Here is a 17,828-nt window from a genome sequence, read left to right on the forward strand (position 1 = left end):
TAGTTTTCTCTCCATGATATTTCACCTCTCCTCTTTACATTTAGCTTATATCGATATATTTTATTAATATCCGTTTTTTATAGGAGGAAATAGTTTGATTAACGCAATTGGTCTCGTTTTTATACTTACAAATAAACACGAGAAAAAAAAGAAAGTTTACTTAAATGAAAAATTTGCACTAATAGATATTATTGATTCTAAAGAAGTATTTGATGATGAAGGGAATCCTTTAGTAGAACTAACATGTAAATACAGTATATATTTAGATGAAAAATATTACTGTAAATCTCTCGATGATTATACCGGACAAGTATTTCCTTTCTTAAGTGCAAAAATAGGAAAAGGTCTTCTAAGAAACTTAAACTACTACTTTTCTTACGTTGATGCCTATGATAAGAAACCACCAGTTAAAGAAATAAGACCACTTATGAAACAAGTAACGAACAGATAGCCAAAAATACAAAAAAAGAAAGCATCTAACTCTGGATGTTTTCTTTTTTATTGAAAACTCATTAACTTTCATCCTCTTCTAAAAGTATGTATCCAAGCATATTTTAAATTAAAAACATTGGAGGATTAGAGTGAATGAAATACTCAGAAACAATTATAAGCAAACGACTTCGAATACTTAAAATGACGGGTATGTTTTTCATGCTAGTGTTAATAGCATGGATTGGCTATACAAAATTACTTTATGAAAACGGCTTTCTTCAAGAAAAAAAGAATTCAGTAGAAGTAATGAACACTAGCATTACAGGAGAAATAGAGCAGCTTTTTCATATAAACTTGCAAGGTTATCGAAAAACAAGCCTTGATGCTGTTATAGAAGCAAGCAAAACCGATCCAAGTGAACTATCCCTAATTGAACTGGTCAACAAATCCTGCTCGCGAGATTGCATAGGCGAACCAGTAACATATGTAAACTCAAACAATGGATATATCTTTTATAAGGAATCTAATGGAACTAATGTAGCTATAACGGTTAAAAAGAAAGACACATGGGTAATTGTAAAGAAATCTGTTCAAGATGGAATATAATCACCCAAAAAAAGAGTACGTATCGTACTCTTTTTTATTATTAATACCCTTCCTCTTCATGAATACAATGGCATTTCGGTTTTGTTTTACAATGACATTTTTCACATTCACATTTCGGTTTCTCTTTGCAACAACATTCGTGAAAATCATTGCGTTTACATCTACATCTCCCAAACATTAAATTATCCCAAAATGTATTACAATTTTGGGAATGCCCACAATGACAAGTATTCCCCATGAATCTGCTTCCTCCTTAATAGAATTCATCATATTCTATGTTTGAAAGTATACAAAGGCTTGTTTATTAGTCTATTTTCTCCATATTATAAGTAGAGTTAAAAGATTACATAAAAATAAAAAACCGTCACATGACGGCTTTTTATTTAGCAAACTACTCTTTTGTATAAAAATATTTAATTCCTTTCGTATCTAACCAAGCAGTTGCTTTGTCCAGTTCGTTCCCTTGACGATAATCTGTTTCGAAATACACAAGCCCTTGATTATCTCCACGAGATATAATTTTAGAAGTATATCTAAGCTTATCCATCATTTGAATCATGTCAGGAATTAAATTTACACCAAATTCATAAGTAACTACTTTGTTATATTTATTCACTATAATTCCAACCCCTTCTTGTTTTTTTATCGGCTCAACAATTTGATTTGTAAACCAAGCTAACGGCTTATTTCCAATCAGCTTATTTAAATCACATTTGCCGATACCAGCCACATTGCCTGTTTCTGTGTATTGCCAAATATCACATGGATATGCCGGTTTGTTACCACCATAACGAGGAATCCATACAAAATCAGAATTGACATTTGCCATTCCAAATGGAGCATACATATGATGAGCAATATATAAACCAGCCTTCTTAGCTCCTAATCTGCGTAATTCATCAATAAAAGCTTGTGTACCTGCTCTCATATCGTTCATTGTTCTTACTTCTACGTCAGCTACCCAAACTGTTGCATTTTTATCACCACGGTTCCAAAAGTCTCTTGCTTCTACCTGTGCATCCTCTACTGAAACGAAACGACAGAACGCATAATTACCAAACGGAATATTTCTTGCTTTCATTGCTTGTACATAATTTTTATATAAAGGATCTACATAATTTGAACCATCTTGCACACGTGCAATTACAAAATCTAATTGTGGTGCTGCGATATCCCAGTTAATGTCGCCATTCCATTTCGAAATATCTACAATATAACCCATTATTTAACATCTCCTTTTTCATTATTATATTCAAAGCTTGTTTTTTTGCTATTATCAACTAATAAATAGTATGAGAGGTAGTATATTATTGGGTAATAATTTAAAATTCGGCTTATGTATTGAGAAAACAAAATATTATTACAGGTTTAACAAGTAAAGATTTACAAAGCTCTAAACTATATAAAGTGAAACTATAATTAGTAGGAGGCTACGAGCAGTGAAATTCCCACTTAATTTCTTAGCTTCATCCGAATTTTGAGATAAGAATTTTACTGCCCACAAATAGCTAGATAAACAAAACCACCTTTCTGACAGGTGGTTTTGTTTACTAATTTACATATACATTGTCCATATTTTTATAGTTACATAATTATTAGTTACTTAATATACTTGTTAACTAAATATAAGACAATTTTTAGTTTTTAATCAAACTAATTTTCATTTTATCTCACGTACTCATAGTACCATTTTCGTGCATCTAACCAAGCTGTAAATTTATCGATATTTCCAGACGGATAGCCATTCGTTATAGCATAACCAATGCCATCTTTCTGAACGACAATTTGTCCATCAATACCCGCATCTACCATAGCTTGAGCCAAAGCTTGTAAATTACTAAATGCTACACCACCAGTTTTTACTTTGAGCAAATCCGCTGCACCTCCTCCAGTTTGTCCTGTAAGAGCAAATACAACAGAATTAGCGATTTTATCAACATTCCATTTTGCCATATCAGATTCATTGTCAATAAATCCTAATTCTATAAGAATAGCAGGTGCTTTCGTCCCATTTAATACCGCTAAATCTGTACGCTGTTTCGCACCTCGATCACGCCATCCAATATCTTTTGCTAGTTGAGCTGAGATTTTAGCCGCCAAATCTTTCTGATCATAATACAAAACCTCAACACCCTGTCCATTTCCATCACTTGCATTAAGATGAAAAGAAATAACTAAATCCACAGCATGGGAATTGCTATTCCGAATGATATTATTTAAATTTTGTGATTGAGTTGCCCCTACCTCGTCCGTATCGTCATAAACCGTGTGTCCTAGGGATCTTAACTTAGCCGCCACAGCATCTTTAACTTGCCTATCTAAAACGTGTTCTTTCCGATTCCCAAAATTAGCACCTTGAACAATACTATTGTGTCCTCCGTGCAAACTATATCTGGCCATTATTTATCAACATCTCCTTTCTTAATATCCTATTCAAAACTTGTCTTATTGCTATTCCCACTTACAATCTTAACTGTACCCATATGTCCTACATTTCCTAGAAGTGAAGCAATTTGTTATCGATATAAAAAAGCTATCGCTTCATAAATCGAATGATTTATTCTCTAAATTACTTTTACATGAATGACGACACGAACAAAAAAAAGCATCACCCTTTCGGCGATGCCTAAAAACTCTATTTTACTTTTCAGCTCTCTAAATAAATAGAGTTTAAAATCACTGAAACTACACCTATATTTCCTCCCCTTCCTTCACAGCTTCTTTCAACCTCTGCAACATATATCCAATCCCTTTACACCCCTCTAGCGGATATGTAATCATTTCTTCTGGATATAACTTTGTCACTACTTTTTTATGCTTCTTCCCTGCTAGTAAGACGATTTCGTCAAACTGTAATAAACTTTTATCTACCATCTGTTTTTGTAATTGCTCTATATTTATTACCTCATCGCTTTTTGAATCAAATGCAAGATCATAGTTTTCTAATACAATATCATTTGGTCTTAAAAATCCATGTTTCGCCGATAATATAACCCAGTTTTCGAAAAACATAGTTGCGTACGCCTGACATGCTTTTCCGAACGGACTAATATACACATCTTTTGCTTCCATCGGTCCGTAGTCTGAATGTTTATCCCAAATTTTCTTTTTTCCACATGGAATTATACATATCCTTTTCATATATATTTCTACTCCCTTTACTTTGGTAAATAAAATTCATTATTTTGTACATTTTTCTCTCAAAATACTATATAATAATTCTGAAAAGTTTAAATTACACATTTTACCATATATGTACTATGGATCACTCTCATTGCAAATATTATAATACCATAAAAATTTTTGCATTTTTTTCTTCAAATTTTTTATAATTAAATTTAAATATTATGATTTATAAATTAAATTAGGAAGGAGGTCCATAAAAATGAAAAATATTATCCCTGCACTATTAGTCTATTTTATTGTTTGCGTTATTTCCGTTATCATCCCAGCATCTGAAGGCTATAATTATGTCGGCTGGAAGTTATTTGTTGGGCAAGTGTATGCGATACCTATTTTCTTCATTACTGCTATAATTACATTTTATATAAACAAGAAAAAATCTTACGAATAAACGATTATAAGGATAGCTAACGCTATCCTTATTTTAATTCGTTAATCAAATTTAGAATGACCCTTGCAGTACTTTATATCCTTTCTTCTAAAAAGTCAAACGCAACTTCTGTATTTCAGCGTTTAAACGTAGCTCCTCCGAGAGCCAGCTCTCTAATTCTGAAACCGACGTAATATTTCGTTCTAAAAATGACTGTAATTTACTCTCCAAATCATTAAACATACACAATCCTCCCGTTTTTAATTTTCTGTTTTTTAGAGATAAAAAAGGACAAGTAGCCAATCTGACTACTTGTCCTTACTGTTCATCTGTACGCAATACGATTAAGCTTGGAATGCTTCTGTTAATACTGGTACGATTTGTTTTTTACGAGATACAACACCTTTTAAAGTAGCTGTGTTGTTTTCTAGTGATACGTTGTATGCTTTCTCAACAACGTTTGCTGCTTTACCGATCGCAAGACCGACAGAATCATTAGTTAAGATATCAGTTACAACGAATAAGAATAGGTCTAAACCTTTTTCTTCTACTACTGCAGAGATTACTTTTTCAAGTTCCGCTTGGTGTACAAGAACGTCGTTTGTATCAACAGCGTTTACTTGTGCGATTTCAACTTTCGCATTACCCATTTGGAATTCTTTAGCGTCAAGAGAGATTAATTGCTCCATTGTTTTTCCGCTTAAGTCAGCACCAGCTTTTAACATTTCTAAGCCGTAGTTATCTGCATCTACACCAGCGATTTGCGCTAATTCACGAGCAGCTGCTACGTCTTGTTCTGTGCAAGTTGGAGATTTGAATAGTAAAGAATCTGAAATGATTGCAGATAACATTAAACCTGCAACTTCTTTACGAATTGTTACGCCATTTTCTTTGTACATTTTGTTTAAGATTGTAGCTGTACAGCCAACTGGCTCACAACGATAGTATATAGGATCGCTTGTTTCAAAGTTAGCAATACGGTGATGGTCAATAACTTCTAACACACGAACTGATTCGATATCGTTAGCACTTTGTTGACGCTCGTTATGGTCAACTAAAATAACGTTGTCCACTTCGCTTGCTACTGTCTCAACAAAACGCGGTCCTTCTACTTTAAAATAGTCTAACGCAAATTGAGTTTCACCGCTGATTTCGCCTAAACGTACAGGCTCAGCATTCATTCCTAATTCTTTTTTCAATTCTGCATAAGCAATTGCAGAACAAATTGCATCTGTATCTGGGTTTTTATGCCCGAAAACTAGTACTTTTTCCATGTTTTCCACCTCTTCATGAAAAGGATATCTTAAAGAAGCAAATATGACAATATTTAAAGCATATTTTTTTATAAATAATTGCACTTTCTTCTATATTTTTCATCATTTTCATAAAAAAAATCATCTAAAATGAATTAGATGATCGAAATGTATGTTTCAATTAAAATAGTGTAGGAGCTTGCACTACATTGTTAAAAGCGAAATTTGAGGATAAGCCATTATTCAAAAGGTTTACATCTATAACTTGATAAAACGCATTTCCAGTGTCTGCAATTTCCCAAACAGCTAAAATAAGATGGTATCCACTACGGTCAGTTGGTACATTTGCTTCGTGCGTTACTGTTGTCCCTGGTCTAGCTCCACCGTCATTTTTCACATAGAATGGCACTAAATCTAAATCTGATCGCGTTAAAGGTTTATTTGGATTCCAACCTTTTTTCGTAATATAATATTTCCACTCTTTTGTACTATGAGGAGCCGTTAGTTTCCACTTGAATGTATTCGTCCCGCCATTTAACGTAACTTTCTTCCACCTATCTACAGTTTGAACATCTAAAGCGGGAAAATGACCAGCCCCTGCAATTTGTCCATCAGAAGGTCCTAGTTGCGGAAATCCACCTATCCCTTCTACGCTTTGTGGTTCATATTGAATCGGTCCACAATTTACATTTACCCCTTGCTTACATAAATAAGATCGGCTCGCTGGTGATTCTACATATCCATGAGCTGAAGCCTTTTCTGAAAATCCAAATGTTAATAATCCCGTAAGTAATACTCCACCACTTAAAATAACTTTCTTCATCTTTTGTAAACTATTCTTTTTCATACTTTCATCCCCTTCCGATAATAAAGCGAAAATAACTATAGTTGGCTAGTCATCTTCTCTACATTTATTATAAGACGAGAATCATTACTAAAAGAACCCTCTAAAAACTTTCTCAAATTCATTTAGTGCGTTAATTAGATTATAATTAACTATTTTAACACCGCCAGAAAAATATAGACGGTGTTAAAAATAGTCGTTTATTATTCACTTACTAATAATTAAGCACTCTCCCCGTTTGATTATACCTTAAATGTTTTTATAATAAATAACCGTAGCATCTAACTTACCATTCGGAGAAATTGCATACCCTGGTATTGTTCCAACTTCTTGGTAGTCTAGTGATTTGTACAGTTTATTGGAAGGATCTCCTTCTCTAGTATCTAATACTAAAAGAGACCTGTTTTCTTGCTTTGCTCGTTCCTCTGCTTTTTGCATAAGCGATCGTCCAATACCGTTACGTCTAAAGTTTGGATGAGTCATTAATTTGCAAATCTCGGCTCTATGAATTCCGTTAGGCTTAGTAACTAATTGTAATTGAATACTCCCTGCTACTTCGTTGTTTATTTTAGCCACATACAATATCACTTCTGGCGCTAATACTGTTTGCCAATACTTTGTTGCGTCTTTTTGTTCCAGTGGAGGCAAAAAACCAATTGATGCCCCATCATTTACAACCATTTTCAAAAGTTTCGAAAGTTCTTCCATATCATTTTCTAGTTGCTTTATTTCTTCAATTACTAAATTTCGCATTACTTTTCCCCCTTTTGTTTCATTGTAACAATTTTTAAAGAAGGAATAATGAAATAATAAGATGAATTTATAGAAAGATATGATTTTTTGTGAAAGGATAACGATATGAAATATATATTAGATAGAACGTACGCAAAAGAATTACTCGAATGGGCATATGAACAAAACCCGGGCCCTTGGTTTGAACATTCACTACATGTTGCTCATGCAACTGAAAACATAATTATAGAACTTATTAAAAATGGGTATAACCTAGATGCTGACATAGCATATAACGCTGCCCTTTTGCATGATATCGGAAGATACAAAGGTTTTACCAAATCGGTCATTCATTCCTATGATGGTTATATGTATATGAATGATTTAGGGTATACAGGAAACGCTGTTATTTGTGTGACACACTCATTCCCATGCAAAAATGAACATATAGATATCGCAGCGGAATGGAGTCTCGTTCCTGACCATATGAGAAGCCGGTTAGTTGAAATATTAAATGAACATTGTAACTACGACTTATACAATAAAGTAATTACTCTTTGTGACGCTCTTGCTGATGCGGGTGGCTTTACTACGCTGGAAAGAAGATTAATTTCTGTTGGTTTGCGTCATGGTACAACATCTCATACATCTTTACATTGGAAAGGGTTTTATGCGATTAAGAAAGAATTAGAAGCTTTAATGGGTAAGAGTATATACACAGTTCTTCCTGATGTAGAAAAATCTATTTATGAAGATATAGCATATTAAATTGAATACAAATTTAATTTCAAATAAAAAACGTTTTAAACATAAAGTTTAAAACGTTTTTTTATTCAATGCTTTTGATTTTTCAGTTCTGTTAAACACTCTTGCACTAAAGTTACCGCTTGACTCATCGCAGCTCCGCCAGCAAATGCTGCTGAAACACCACATGCTTCCAGAATCTCTTTATCTGAACATCCTTGATCAAGACAACCTTTTGTATGATAAATTGTACAATACTCATCTTGCGTTGCTAAACTAATTCCTAATGCAATAAGTTGCTTTTCTCTTTTTGTTAAAGCACCCTCTTGAAAACAAGCTTGCGTGAACGCATTATATGTCTCAGCGATTTCAGGAATTTGATTTGTAAAACTACCTATACCTTCTTTATAATGATGTAGAATATCATTTATCGAACTATGTTGCTCATGTTCCATCTTATTCCCTCCAGTCATATTATCCATACCTATTGTAGTATGTGATGAAATGGAGGCAATATACCTTCTTTTAAATTAAGAATTTTCAGTTAATTTACGTTATAATTTTAAATTATCATCTACAATAACTTTTTCTCTAGAACTTTTTCTTTCAACCTCTTTACTTCTTTCTTCCCAAAATGTTAATCCTTCAATCCCCGCATTTTTAGGATTAAATACTGGATCTTTCCCTTCTTTTTTCTGCCTTTCATAGTCTTTTAACACTTTTAATGCGATTTTACTTAATAATAGAATCGCGATTAAGTTTAACCATGCCATACTACCGATTCCTAAATCTCCGAGATTCCATAAAAGCGACGCTGATTCAACACTACCGATGTAAACCATAATTAAAAATCCAAATTTTAAAACTGGTTTTAACCAGCCATACTTCAATTGACGATCTAAATAAGTAAGTGTCGTTTCAGCGATATAGTAATAAGCGAGTAACGTTGTAAATGCAAAAAAGAAAATCGCAATTGAAATAAATATTGGACCAAACCCTGTTATCACAGTTTCAACTGCTTGTTGTGTATAAATTGGACCAGCTTCCACATTTCCTATATTTTGTACAATAGCGGTTTTCCCTTCAGGTATAACATTATACATACCTGTTATTAAAATCATAAGAGCTGTCGCTGTACATACGACAATTGTATCGATATATACGGAAAACGCTTGAACTAATCCTTGTTTTGCAGGATGCGATACTTCAGCAGCCGCCGAACTATACGTCGCTTCTCCGACACCAGCAACGTTTGAAAATACAGCGCGTTTTACGCCCCATGCAATAGCTGCACCAACAATTCCACCAAACATTTCATTTACACCAAATGCACTAGAGAAAATTAAAGCAAACATACTTGGAATCTCCGTTACATTCGCAATTAATATGATACATGTAACAATTACATAACCAATTGCCATAAATGGCACAAGCATTTGAGAAACACCGGCAATTCTCTTTACACCACCAAAAATAATTGCTGCTAGTAACACGACTAAAAATATACCAGTTATATATTTGCTAATACCATTAGAGTTTTCGAATCCAACTGCGATACTACTAGATTGAATACCTGGTAATAACACGCCATATGAAAGTGTTACAACTACCGCTACAATGACTGCAAACCATTTCATTTTTAAACCTCTCTCAATGAAATATGGAGTACCGCCGCGATATTCATTCCCTACTTTACTTTTGTATACTTGAGATAATGTTGATTCTACAAACGCGCTCGCTGCCCCTAACAAAGCCATTACCCACATCCAAAATACAGCTCCAGGCCCGCCGAAAGCAATTGCTGTCGCTACCCCTGCAATATTACCAATTCCCACTCTTCCCGATAAGGCTAAACAAAATGCCTGAAAAGATGATATTCCCGTCTCTGAACTCTTTCCTTCAAATAATAGTTTAATCATCTCTTTAAAATAACGAATTTGCAAAAAGCGTGTTGCAATCGTGAAATATACGCCTGCCCCTAATGCAAAAACAACTAAACCGATACTCCACACTTGCCCTACTAACCATTCTACTAAATTCTCCATCCAAATCCCCCTTATCATTCTTTGGAAAAGCAATTTTGTATATAAGAAAACGGACAACTATTATCAAACTTTCTAGTTGTCCGCATCTTTCATTATTTCATCCCTCAATTTTTGTCAGTAAAACACCCTATTACTTTATATTTACCCAAACACTTTTCACTTCTATATAATTATCAAGCGCATATGAACCTAATTCGCGGCCAATACCAGATTGTTTGTATCCACCAAATGGTGCAGCTGCATTTTCTAAGTTATAATCATTAATCCACACTGTTCCTGCTTTTAATTTATTTGCCACTTGATGACCCGTTTTGATATTTTGCGTCCATACACCCGCAGCAAGGCCATAGGATGAGTTGTTCGCTCGTTCAATTACTTCTTCTGTCGAATCAAATGGAAGTACAACAACAACTGGTCCAAATATTTCTTCCTTAACGATTGTCATATCGTCTGTAACATCTTTGAATACAGTTGGTTTAACGAAATAACCTTTTTCAAGCGCACGTTCGCCACCAGCCGCAACTGTAGCACCTTCTTTCTTCCCTTGCTCAATGTAATGTAACACACGCTCTTGTTGTTTCTTAGATACGAGTGGACCCATTTCCGTTCCTTTCTCCATACCTGCTCCAAGCTTTACGTTGTTCGCCATTTTCACAAGTGCATCTACTACAGTTTCATAATGTTTACGATGAACAAATACACGTGATCCTGCGCTACAATTTTGACCGTGATTATACATAATACCTTGGAATGCACCATTAATTGCTTCTTCCAAGTCCGCATCTTCTAAAATGATATTTGGTGATTTGCCGCCAAGCTCTAACGTTACATGCTTAATCATTTCTGCAGACTGACGCATAATATACTTTCCTGTAACAGTAGATCCTGTAAAAGCAACTTTATCAATGTCATGATGATTTACAATTGCTGCTCCTGCTTCAGGACCAAAGCCTGGTACAAAGTTTACAACACCGTTTGGAAATCCAGCCTCTTTAAAAAGTTTTGCTGTATATAGTAAAGATAAAGGCGTTTGCTCTGCTGGCTTTAATACGATCGTACAACCTGTCGCCAGTGCAGCTCCCATTTTCCAAGAAGACATAACGAGCGGAAAATTCCACGGAATAATCTGACCTACAACACCTACAGGTTCATGTCTCGTGTAATTTAAGTAATCTTTTGAAATTGGGATTGTTTGCCCAATAATTTTTGTAGCCCATCCTGCGTAATAACGATAATTTTCTACAGTTGCTGAAATATCATCATCAAGTGCTACTTGATATGGCTTTCCATTATCTAAAGCTTCTAGTTGCGCTAATTCTTCTCTATGTTCTTCAATTAAATCTGCTAATTTATAAATAAGATGCGCTCTTTCAGCAGTAGTCATTTCTGCCCACGGACCGGATTCAAATGCAGATCTTGCCGCTTTTACTGCAGCATCAATATCCTCTTCTTGCGCTTCACATACGACAGCTAGAACATCTTCTGTAGCTGGATTATACGTTTCAAACGTCTTTCCCCCAATAGCAGCAACAAATTCGCCATTAATAAACATTTTAATTTCTTCATTTAAAAACGCTTCCACTTTTGGTTTCAGCTCAATATTTGTCTTTAACATTATGTTCTCCTCCTTATTTAAACAGCTACATGAGCTGCAATATTTGATAAAATCGTTTGAAGCTTTTGATCCTCGTCAACAGTTAATCCTAGTCTTGGATAGCGAGAAGGTCCTCCCGCTTGCCCATGTAATTCCATGGAACGTTTAACGATTTGAACATATTTCCCTGATCCTTCAAGAAACTCGCAAAGTGGTAAAATAGCATCGTTTATTTCCCACGCCTTTTCTAATTCACCATTTTGAAAATGCTCATACATTTTTGTAACGAGACCGGGAACGATATTTCCTGCTACTGAAACCCATCCCGAAGCACCAACTAAATATGATTCCATAACTAAATCTTCAGAACCACAGAAGACTTGGAAAGCCCCTTCACTTTGTCTTACTAAATCTCTCGCTTTTCGAATATCTCCGCTAGATTCTTTAATATGTGTAACATTTTCACACTCTTTTCCAATACGGAGCATTAGCTTTGTACTCATATCAACACCAGAAGTAAATGGGTTATTGTATAGCATAATTGGTATATTTACAGAATTTGAGATTTCTTTAAAATGAAAATAAATCTCCTCTTCCTTCGGTTTACAATAGTAAGAGTTTATAATTAATGCACAATCCGCTCCGTGCGCTTCTGCATGTTTCGTATATTCAATTGTTTCTTTCGTCGTCTCTGCTGCAGTTCCAACAATGACTGGAATACGGCCATCAATTTCTTTCAACACGGTTTCTACCATTTTAAATCGTTCTTCTTTTGATAAACTTACAAACTCTCCTGTACTTCCATTAATGATGACACCTGCAACCTTTTGTTCGATAAAGTAATTTACATTTTGTTTTACCCCATCCCAATTAATTTCCTGAAATTCATCCATCGGTGTTATTAATACTGGAAATGCCCCTTTAATTTTTTGCATATTTATCTCTCCTTATCACATTTTATTTTAATAAGAAACCTGCCGGAAATGGATCCGTAGGGTCTAATAGAAACGTCTGCATTCCTGTAATAAATCCTCTACTTTCAAAACGGAAAATGTATCCTAGTTCCTCCTTCTTCACTTTTTCCACAGTTATAAAACTATTAAATATACTTTCATTTTTAAAAGGTTTATCCGCCATATAATCATTTTTAAATAACGCATGAACATAGGAAACGATAGTAGAAACAAAACCTGGCGAACGTACGATAAAGTTATCTTCATGAAATGTAATCGACTTTATATGGTTCTTTTCTTTTTGCGAAGGATCTACTAAAATAAGCCTTTTTATTAGCGACTGTTTTTGTATAGCCTGCAGTGTAGCTTCTCCCCATCTTTTCAATTCTGAAATGTTTTCAACACGAATTTCTGGCGAATACGCACCTTTTTCTACAACTGCATATACTTTATCTGCTTGTATGAGAGAATAACTTACATTACCAACCTGTAAATTTTCCTCAATCAAATAGCATAGTTTGCTTTCAAACGAAACCGATATAACTTCATCATTCTCTACATACGCATGAACTAAAAATATTCCAGATAACGTTTCAATTTTGTATTGATTGGACTCTCTCTTTTTTAAATACCCACTTTCGAGTAACATCGTTATTACTGCAACAATGCCTCCATAATGAAGCGGAATCGAACCTTCATGATTAAAAAATAATACAGCTGCATCCACTTCATTATGGATAGATGGAACGACAATGCACCCATTCAAACCGATAAAACCACGTGGTTCATTTAATAAAAGCTTCATCTCTTCTGCTAATTCACCTGAAAATTGTTCATTTAATTGCTCCAAACTGTAGTAGTATTTGCATGGTACGTCTTTCATTACACGAAATGCCTCGCCATTTACATGTACGTCTACTGCTGTATACATTTTTTGAATGTTCATTTTATATCCTCCGTTTCATGTTCCATCGGCGGAATTAGCAAAAATCCTTCTTTAAGTGGATCCATTTCATTGTAAAAAAATCTATGCATACCCATAAGCCAAGCTGATCCCGTAATTTTCGTTATGACAGCTTCAATATTTTCAACATGTGTCGTATTCATGACATATCCTTTAAATAAAGAACCAACGATACTCTCATGAATGAACTCTTCACCAATTTCGATTTCTTTCTGAGCGTATAATACAGCTAGCTTCGCAGATGTTCCTGTACCGCATGGAGATCGATCTATTCCGCCTGGTGGTACAACAACTGTATTTTTCACATGCGCACATTCATGAGTAGGATCTGTATAAAATTCAACATGTGTTAATCCTCTTATAAACGAATACTCTGGATGAGTGATTTCAAACTTCTCATTAATTGTGTTTCTTATATGAATCGCCTTATCGATGATTGTAGATGCATTTTCTGGTACTAATTCTAGATCTACTGATTTCGCATCAATAATGGCATAAAAATTCCCTCCATACGCAATATCAGCTTCTATAGTTCCAATGTCTTTCACTTGTACAGTAATATTTTTTAATAAAAAAGCTGGTATGTTACAGAAAGATACTTCTTTTGCTTTTCCATCTTGAACAGCAATATCTACTTCAACTAAGCCAGCCGGTGTATCTAGTTTTAAAGAAGTAATTGGTTCAACTACCGGAATTAAACCTGATTCAACTAACGCTGTACATACACCGATTGTATCGTGACCACACATCGGTAAATATCCACCTGTCTCTATGTATATAACACCTATATCAGCCTCAGGATGACACGGGTCTGTTAATAATGCCCCTGACATTACATCATGACCACGCGGTTCATTCATTAACAATTTTCGAATCCAATCATACTCCTTTTTCATATGTAACATCTTCTCTGCCATCGTCTCTCCAATCAACTTTGGAAGTCCACTAATTAATGTCCTCGTTGGATTCCCACCCGTATGTGTATCAATTGTCGTAAAGACTCTTTGTGACTTCATCCGTTTAACACCCTTTCTGTAAAACGACTCAAACGAAGTGGTTCAATAGGAATAATTGTCTCTTTTTCATTTAATAACTCTTCAATTACTTTCCCAGTAACTGCTGCAAGACTAATCCCATCCCCTTCATGCCCAGCGGCAATGAAATAATTTGGAATATGTTCCACTCGTGAAATAATCGGTAAATGATCTTCTGTCCACGGACGTAAACCAGCGTAAGAACGAATTACCATCATATCTGCCATTTTCGGATAAAAGCGAATCGCTCTATTTGCAATACATTTAATGACTTCATTGTTTATTCTCGTATGAAACCCTACAAATTCACGGCTACTTCCAATTAAGAAATTTTGACTTTCAGTAGGCTCAAATACGAGCGCAACCCCGTATTTTTCAGTTAAAGCATCTACTTTTCGTTTTCCGCCAAATTTAGAAATTAAATAACCGAATTCCATTACTTTACGGCACCCTACGTGTTGTTGCCTTGAAGCTACAATAATATGCCCTTTTCTCGGTTCAATTGGTATATTTATATTTAACATCTGACCAATCTTAGGAGCCCACACACCGGCTGCATTTACAACTTGTTGTGCTGTAAAAGTTCCATTCGTAGTTTCTACAACAAATGAACCATTCGTATCTATGTTTATACTCTTTACTTCGGTCTGTTTAAAGGCTTTTGTGCCAAACTTTTGTGCCTCTGACAGAAGCGAGAATGCAAGGAGATATGGATTCACAGTTGAATCCGTCGCACATTCTAAACCGCCTAATAAATCATCAGCAAAAAAAGGCGACTCTTCTCTTATATCTTGCCTATCAAGCATTCGAAACGGTAATCCAGCTTCTTTTTGCCGATTTACCCATTGCTGCGCAGCTTCCATCTCTTCGTCTGACTCACATACGAGAATACTTCCTGGTGCCCTATATTCAAATGAATGCTCTAATTCTTCACTTAAATCAGTTACTAATTTTTGACTTACTAAAGACATTTGACTATCAAACCCTGGGTCTTTATCAATGGCCAAAATATTCCCATCACACCGTGAAGACGTCCCGCTGACAAATTCTCCTTTTTCAATGATTGTTACATCTCTTCCGTATTTTGAAGTGTAATAAGCGATAGAACACCCTATTATTCCACCACCTATAATTAAAACGTCGCAGTGCCTCACACTATACTCCTCCTTTCCCTAAACCTCTCACTTTCTTTTATGCAATTGACGTGCCAATTCTGTACATATACAATTTTTATAAATAATATTTTTATTTGTAAAAATATTTTAAATTTATAGTAAATAGGTGTATTATTTTTTTATCACTGTCAAAATTTTTATACATAACAGGAGGACATTATGGCATTTTCATTTCCGACTATACAAGAATTTTTGGAAAGCGCTTTAATCAATCATACATGTAGCCTTGATCGCATTAAGAAAATAAACGAAAGGTTTTATTATCTCCCTTCTACTACAGAAGAATATAATTGCGCAATTATTTATGTAGATGACTCATTCACTGCATTAATTGACGCTTTTTCTTATGAATTAGCTGTTATCATCCTTAACGAAAACGATGAGCCGCTATGCTGTATAACTTCTCAGCAAATGATTCCATTTCTTTATAAGTCCTACAATGAACTACAGTCATTTTATGACACTGTAATACAAACAACTGACTCTTCTGTTACAGTCATTGATAGTAAAGAATACGTTCGAACTTGGACAGATGGCGCTGAAAAAATATTTTCAGTAAACCATAATGAGATTATTGGGCAACCAATTACTCGTTTTTTTGATTATAAAGACTTGGAAATTTTACAATCTTTACATGATGGAAAAAGCATAGTCGCTCAGTTCCATCAGCCTCGTCCCGATTTATTCGTATTAATTAATTCAAATCCAGTTTATTGTAATGATGAAATTATAGGAGCAGTCGTTTCAGAAACAGATGTTACAAATCAAGTCGCTTTAAATGAAAAACTATTTAATATGTCACATGAAATGCACCGTTTAGAACAAGAAGTGGCAAAGTATAAAGATGAATCCGATCCATTCCTTGCGATGAATGGGAAAAGTCCTGTTATACAAAGAACGATACAATTAGCTAGAAAAGTTTGTTCGGTAAAATCAACTGTTTTAATACTTGGGGAAAGCGGAGTTGGAAAAGAAGTATTTGCGAAAGCAATTCATGAAGCAAGTGAGGCAGCGAAGGCGCCTTTCATTTCGATTAACTGCGGGGCAATTCCAGAAGCGTTATTTGAAAGTGAATTATTCGGTTACGAGCGTGGGGCGTTTTCTGGAGCAAATAGTAAAGGAAAAAAAGGGAAAATTGAACTCGCGCAAGGCGGTACTTTATTTCTTGATGAAATAGGTGAAATGCCACTTGATATGCAAGTAAAACTGTTACGTGTACTGCAAGAGCGAAAGTATTACCGAGTTGGTGGTGAAAAAGAAATTAATATTGATTTCCGCATTATCGCTGCTACAAATCGTGATTTACAAGAAGAAATGAGAAAAGGAACTTTCCGAGAAGATTTATATTACCGCTTAAATGTAGTTAGCCTGCATATTCCACCGCTGCGCGAAAGACGCGAGGATATTATTGAATTAACTTATTCTTTCTTAAATGATTTTTCAATCAACTATAACCGACCAATTCGTGACCTACCTTCAAGCATTATGCATGAACTGCTTCATTACAATTGGCCAGGTAATATTCGCGAACTTCGAAACGTTGTTGAACGGCTTGTGGTATTCGCAACAGACGGAATTATAAAACAAGAATATCTACCATTTCATACGACTGAAACTTTAGACAACCATACAGCTCATTCCCTATTACTCAGCAACAATAATACAATCCTTTCTTTACAAGAAGAGATGGATGAGCATGAGAAAAAAGTTATTGAAAGGGCTTTACGAATTTTAAATGGGAATAAATTAGAATGCGCAAAACAACTTGGCGTAACAAGGGCTACTTTATATAACCGTTTAAAGAAACTTGGACTTCAATAAAGAATCATTATGCACCAATCAGGCGTTTACAGGTAGCCATCTCCTCTCTATATTGGCATGATTTTTGCATATATAATT

20 protein-coding genes are annotated in these 17,828 nt (G+C 34.8%); 5 read left to right on the top strand and 15 right to left on the bottom strand.

Translation table 11 applies throughout. The annotated features are described in order from the left end of the window. Positions 1 to 94: 94 nt before the first annotated feature. Both GD442_RS13190 and GD442_RS13195 read left to right on the top strand, forming a co-directional pair. Positions 95 to 451, top strand: coding sequence for a hypothetical protein (locus GD442_RS13190; protein ID WP_000606231.1), 357 nt, complete (start codon positions 95 to 97; stop codon positions 449 to 451). A gap of 134 nt (positions 452 to 585) precedes the next feature. Continuing rightward, positions 586 to 1,038 carry a hypothetical protein gene (locus GD442_RS13195; RefSeq protein WP_000877572.1) on the top strand — a complete coding sequence of 151 codons (453 nt, stop codon included), beginning with the start codon at positions 586 to 588 and terminating at the stop codon, positions 1,036 to 1,038. On the opposite strand, the gene GD442_RS27775 is transcribed toward GD442_RS13195, so the two are convergent. From GD442_RS27775 to GD442_RS13210, 4 genes are all read right to left on the bottom strand, one after another. Continuing rightward, the gene (locus GD442_RS27775) at positions 1,039 to 1,212 is read right to left on the bottom strand and encodes a hypothetical protein (RefSeq protein ID WP_000503000.1); all 174 of its coding nucleotides are present in this window, start codon (positions 1,210 to 1,212) and stop codon (positions 1,039 to 1,041) included. It abuts the gene before it with no gap. A 217-nt stretch (positions 1,213 to 1,429) separates the two neighbouring features. Beyond that, a complete protein-coding gene (locus GD442_RS13200) occupies positions 1,430 to 2,260 on the bottom strand; it encodes a GH25 family lysozyme (protein WP_000540605.1) in 831 nt (276 codons plus the stop codon). Positions 2,261 to 2,703: 443 nt separating this feature from the next. After that, positions 2,704 to 3,438, bottom strand: coding sequence for an N-acetylmuramoyl-L-alanine amidase (locus GD442_RS13205; protein ID WP_000135290.1), 735 nt, complete (start codon positions 3,436 to 3,438; stop codon positions 2,704 to 2,706). 291 nt (positions 3,439 to 3,729) lie between these two features. Next, entirely contained in the window at positions 3,730 to 4,179 is a 450-nt protein-coding gene (locus tag GD442_RS13210; RefSeq protein ID WP_000820903.1) for a DUF6884 domain-containing protein, read from the bottom strand. A 244-nt stretch (positions 4,180 to 4,423) separates the two neighbouring features. Here GD442_RS13210 and GD442_RS13215 point away from each other — a divergent pair, with 244 nt between their 5' ends. Beyond that, entirely contained in the window at positions 4,424 to 4,612 is a 189-nt protein-coding gene (locus GD442_RS13215) for a DUF4017 family protein (protein WP_000789485.1), read from the top strand. Between the two features lie 87 nt (positions 4,613 to 4,699). Here the strand turns inward: GD442_RS13215 and GD442_RS28270 are convergent, their stop codons facing one another. From GD442_RS28270 to GD442_RS13230, 4 genes are all read right to left on the bottom strand, one after another. Continuing rightward, the gene (locus GD442_RS28270; RefSeq protein ID WP_000481336.1) at positions 4,700 to 4,834 is read right to left on the bottom strand and encodes a hypothetical protein; all 135 of its coding nucleotides are present in this window, start codon (positions 4,832 to 4,834) and stop codon (positions 4,700 to 4,702) included. 101 nt (positions 4,835 to 4,935) lie between these two features. Continuing rightward, complete coding sequence (gene ppaC, locus GD442_RS13220; RefSeq protein ID WP_000416873.1) at positions 4,936 to 5,865, bottom strand: manganese-dependent inorganic pyrophosphatase; 930 nt, start codon at positions 5,863 to 5,865, stop codon at positions 4,936 to 4,938. A gap of 160 nt (positions 5,866 to 6,025) precedes the next feature. Then, on the bottom strand, positions 6,026 to 6,691 hold the full coding sequence (locus GD442_RS13225; RefSeq protein WP_000742279.1) for a lytic polysaccharide monooxygenase: 666 nt from the start codon (positions 6,689 to 6,691) through the stop codon (positions 6,026 to 6,028). A 246-nt stretch (positions 6,692 to 6,937) separates the two neighbouring features. Beyond that, positions 6,938 to 7,441, bottom strand: a complete 504-nt coding sequence (locus tag GD442_RS13230) for a GNAT family N-acetyltransferase (RefSeq protein ID WP_001245258.1) — start codon at positions 7,439 to 7,441, stop codon at positions 6,938 to 6,940. A 105-nt stretch (positions 7,442 to 7,546) separates the two neighbouring features. Between GD442_RS13230 and GD442_RS13235 the strand changes: the two genes are divergently transcribed. After that, complete coding sequence (locus tag GD442_RS13235) at positions 7,547 to 8,188, top strand: HD domain-containing protein (protein WP_000875113.1); 642 nt, start codon at positions 7,547 to 7,549, stop codon at positions 8,186 to 8,188. Between the two features lie 65 nt (positions 8,189 to 8,253). Here GD442_RS13235 and GD442_RS13240 read toward each other — a convergent pair whose 3' ends face one another. The 7 genes from GD442_RS13240 to GD442_RS13270 form a co-directional block, all read right to left on the bottom strand. Beyond that, entirely contained in the window at positions 8,254 to 8,646 is a 393-nt protein-coding gene (locus GD442_RS13240) for a carboxymuconolactone decarboxylase family protein (protein ID WP_001999958.1), read from the bottom strand. 72 nt (positions 8,647 to 8,718) lie between these two features. Continuing rightward, positions 8,719 to 10,209 carry an alanine/glycine:cation symporter family protein gene (locus GD442_RS13245; RefSeq protein WP_000429525.1) on the bottom strand — a complete coding sequence of 497 codons (1,491 nt, stop codon included), beginning with the start codon at positions 10,207 to 10,209 and terminating at the stop codon, positions 8,719 to 8,721. A gap of 130 nt (positions 10,210 to 10,339) precedes the next feature. Then, the gene (locus GD442_RS13250; protein ID WP_159365105.1) at positions 10,340 to 11,824 is read right to left on the bottom strand and encodes an aldehyde dehydrogenase family protein; all 1,485 of its coding nucleotides are present in this window, start codon (positions 11,822 to 11,824) and stop codon (positions 10,340 to 10,342) included. Between the two features lie 17 nt (positions 11,825 to 11,841). Continuing rightward, the gene (gene dapA, locus GD442_RS13255; protein ID WP_001169456.1) at positions 11,842 to 12,738 is read right to left on the bottom strand and encodes a 4-hydroxy-tetrahydrodipicolinate synthase; all 897 of its coding nucleotides are present in this window, start codon (positions 12,736 to 12,738) and stop codon (positions 11,842 to 11,844) included. A 22-nt stretch (positions 12,739 to 12,760) separates the two neighbouring features. Continuing rightward, positions 12,761 to 13,702, bottom strand: a complete 942-nt coding sequence (locus GD442_RS13260; protein ID WP_001025560.1) for a proline racemase family protein — start codon at positions 13,700 to 13,702, stop codon at positions 12,761 to 12,763. After that, positions 13,699 to 14,736: a proline racemase family protein gene (locus GD442_RS13265; RefSeq protein ID WP_000842048.1), complete on the bottom strand. Its 1,038-nt coding sequence runs from the start codon at positions 14,734 to 14,736 to the stop codon at positions 13,699 to 13,701. Before GD442_RS13265 ends, GD442_RS13260 begins: the two co-directional genes overlap by 4 nt. Further along, positions 14,733 to 15,908: an NAD(P)/FAD-dependent oxidoreductase gene (locus GD442_RS13270; protein WP_001215261.1), complete on the bottom strand. Its 1,176-nt coding sequence runs from the start codon at positions 15,906 to 15,908 to the stop codon at positions 14,733 to 14,735. Before GD442_RS13270 ends, GD442_RS13265 begins: the two co-directional genes overlap by 4 nt. A 180-nt stretch (positions 15,909 to 16,088) precedes the next feature. On the opposite strand from GD442_RS13270, the gene GD442_RS13275 reads away from it, so the two are divergent. After that, the gene (locus GD442_RS13275) at positions 16,089 to 17,750 is read left to right on the top strand and encodes a sigma-54 interaction domain-containing protein (RefSeq protein ID WP_000885732.1); all 1,662 of its coding nucleotides are present in this window, start codon (positions 16,089 to 16,091) and stop codon (positions 17,748 to 17,750) included. Positions 17,751 to 17,828 lie beyond the last annotated feature (78 nt).

The sequence above is a fragment of the Bacillus sp. A260 genome, from assembly GCF_009861435.1.
Lineage (GTDB): Bacteria > Bacillota > Bacilli > Bacillales > Bacillaceae_G > Bacillus_A > Bacillus_A cereus.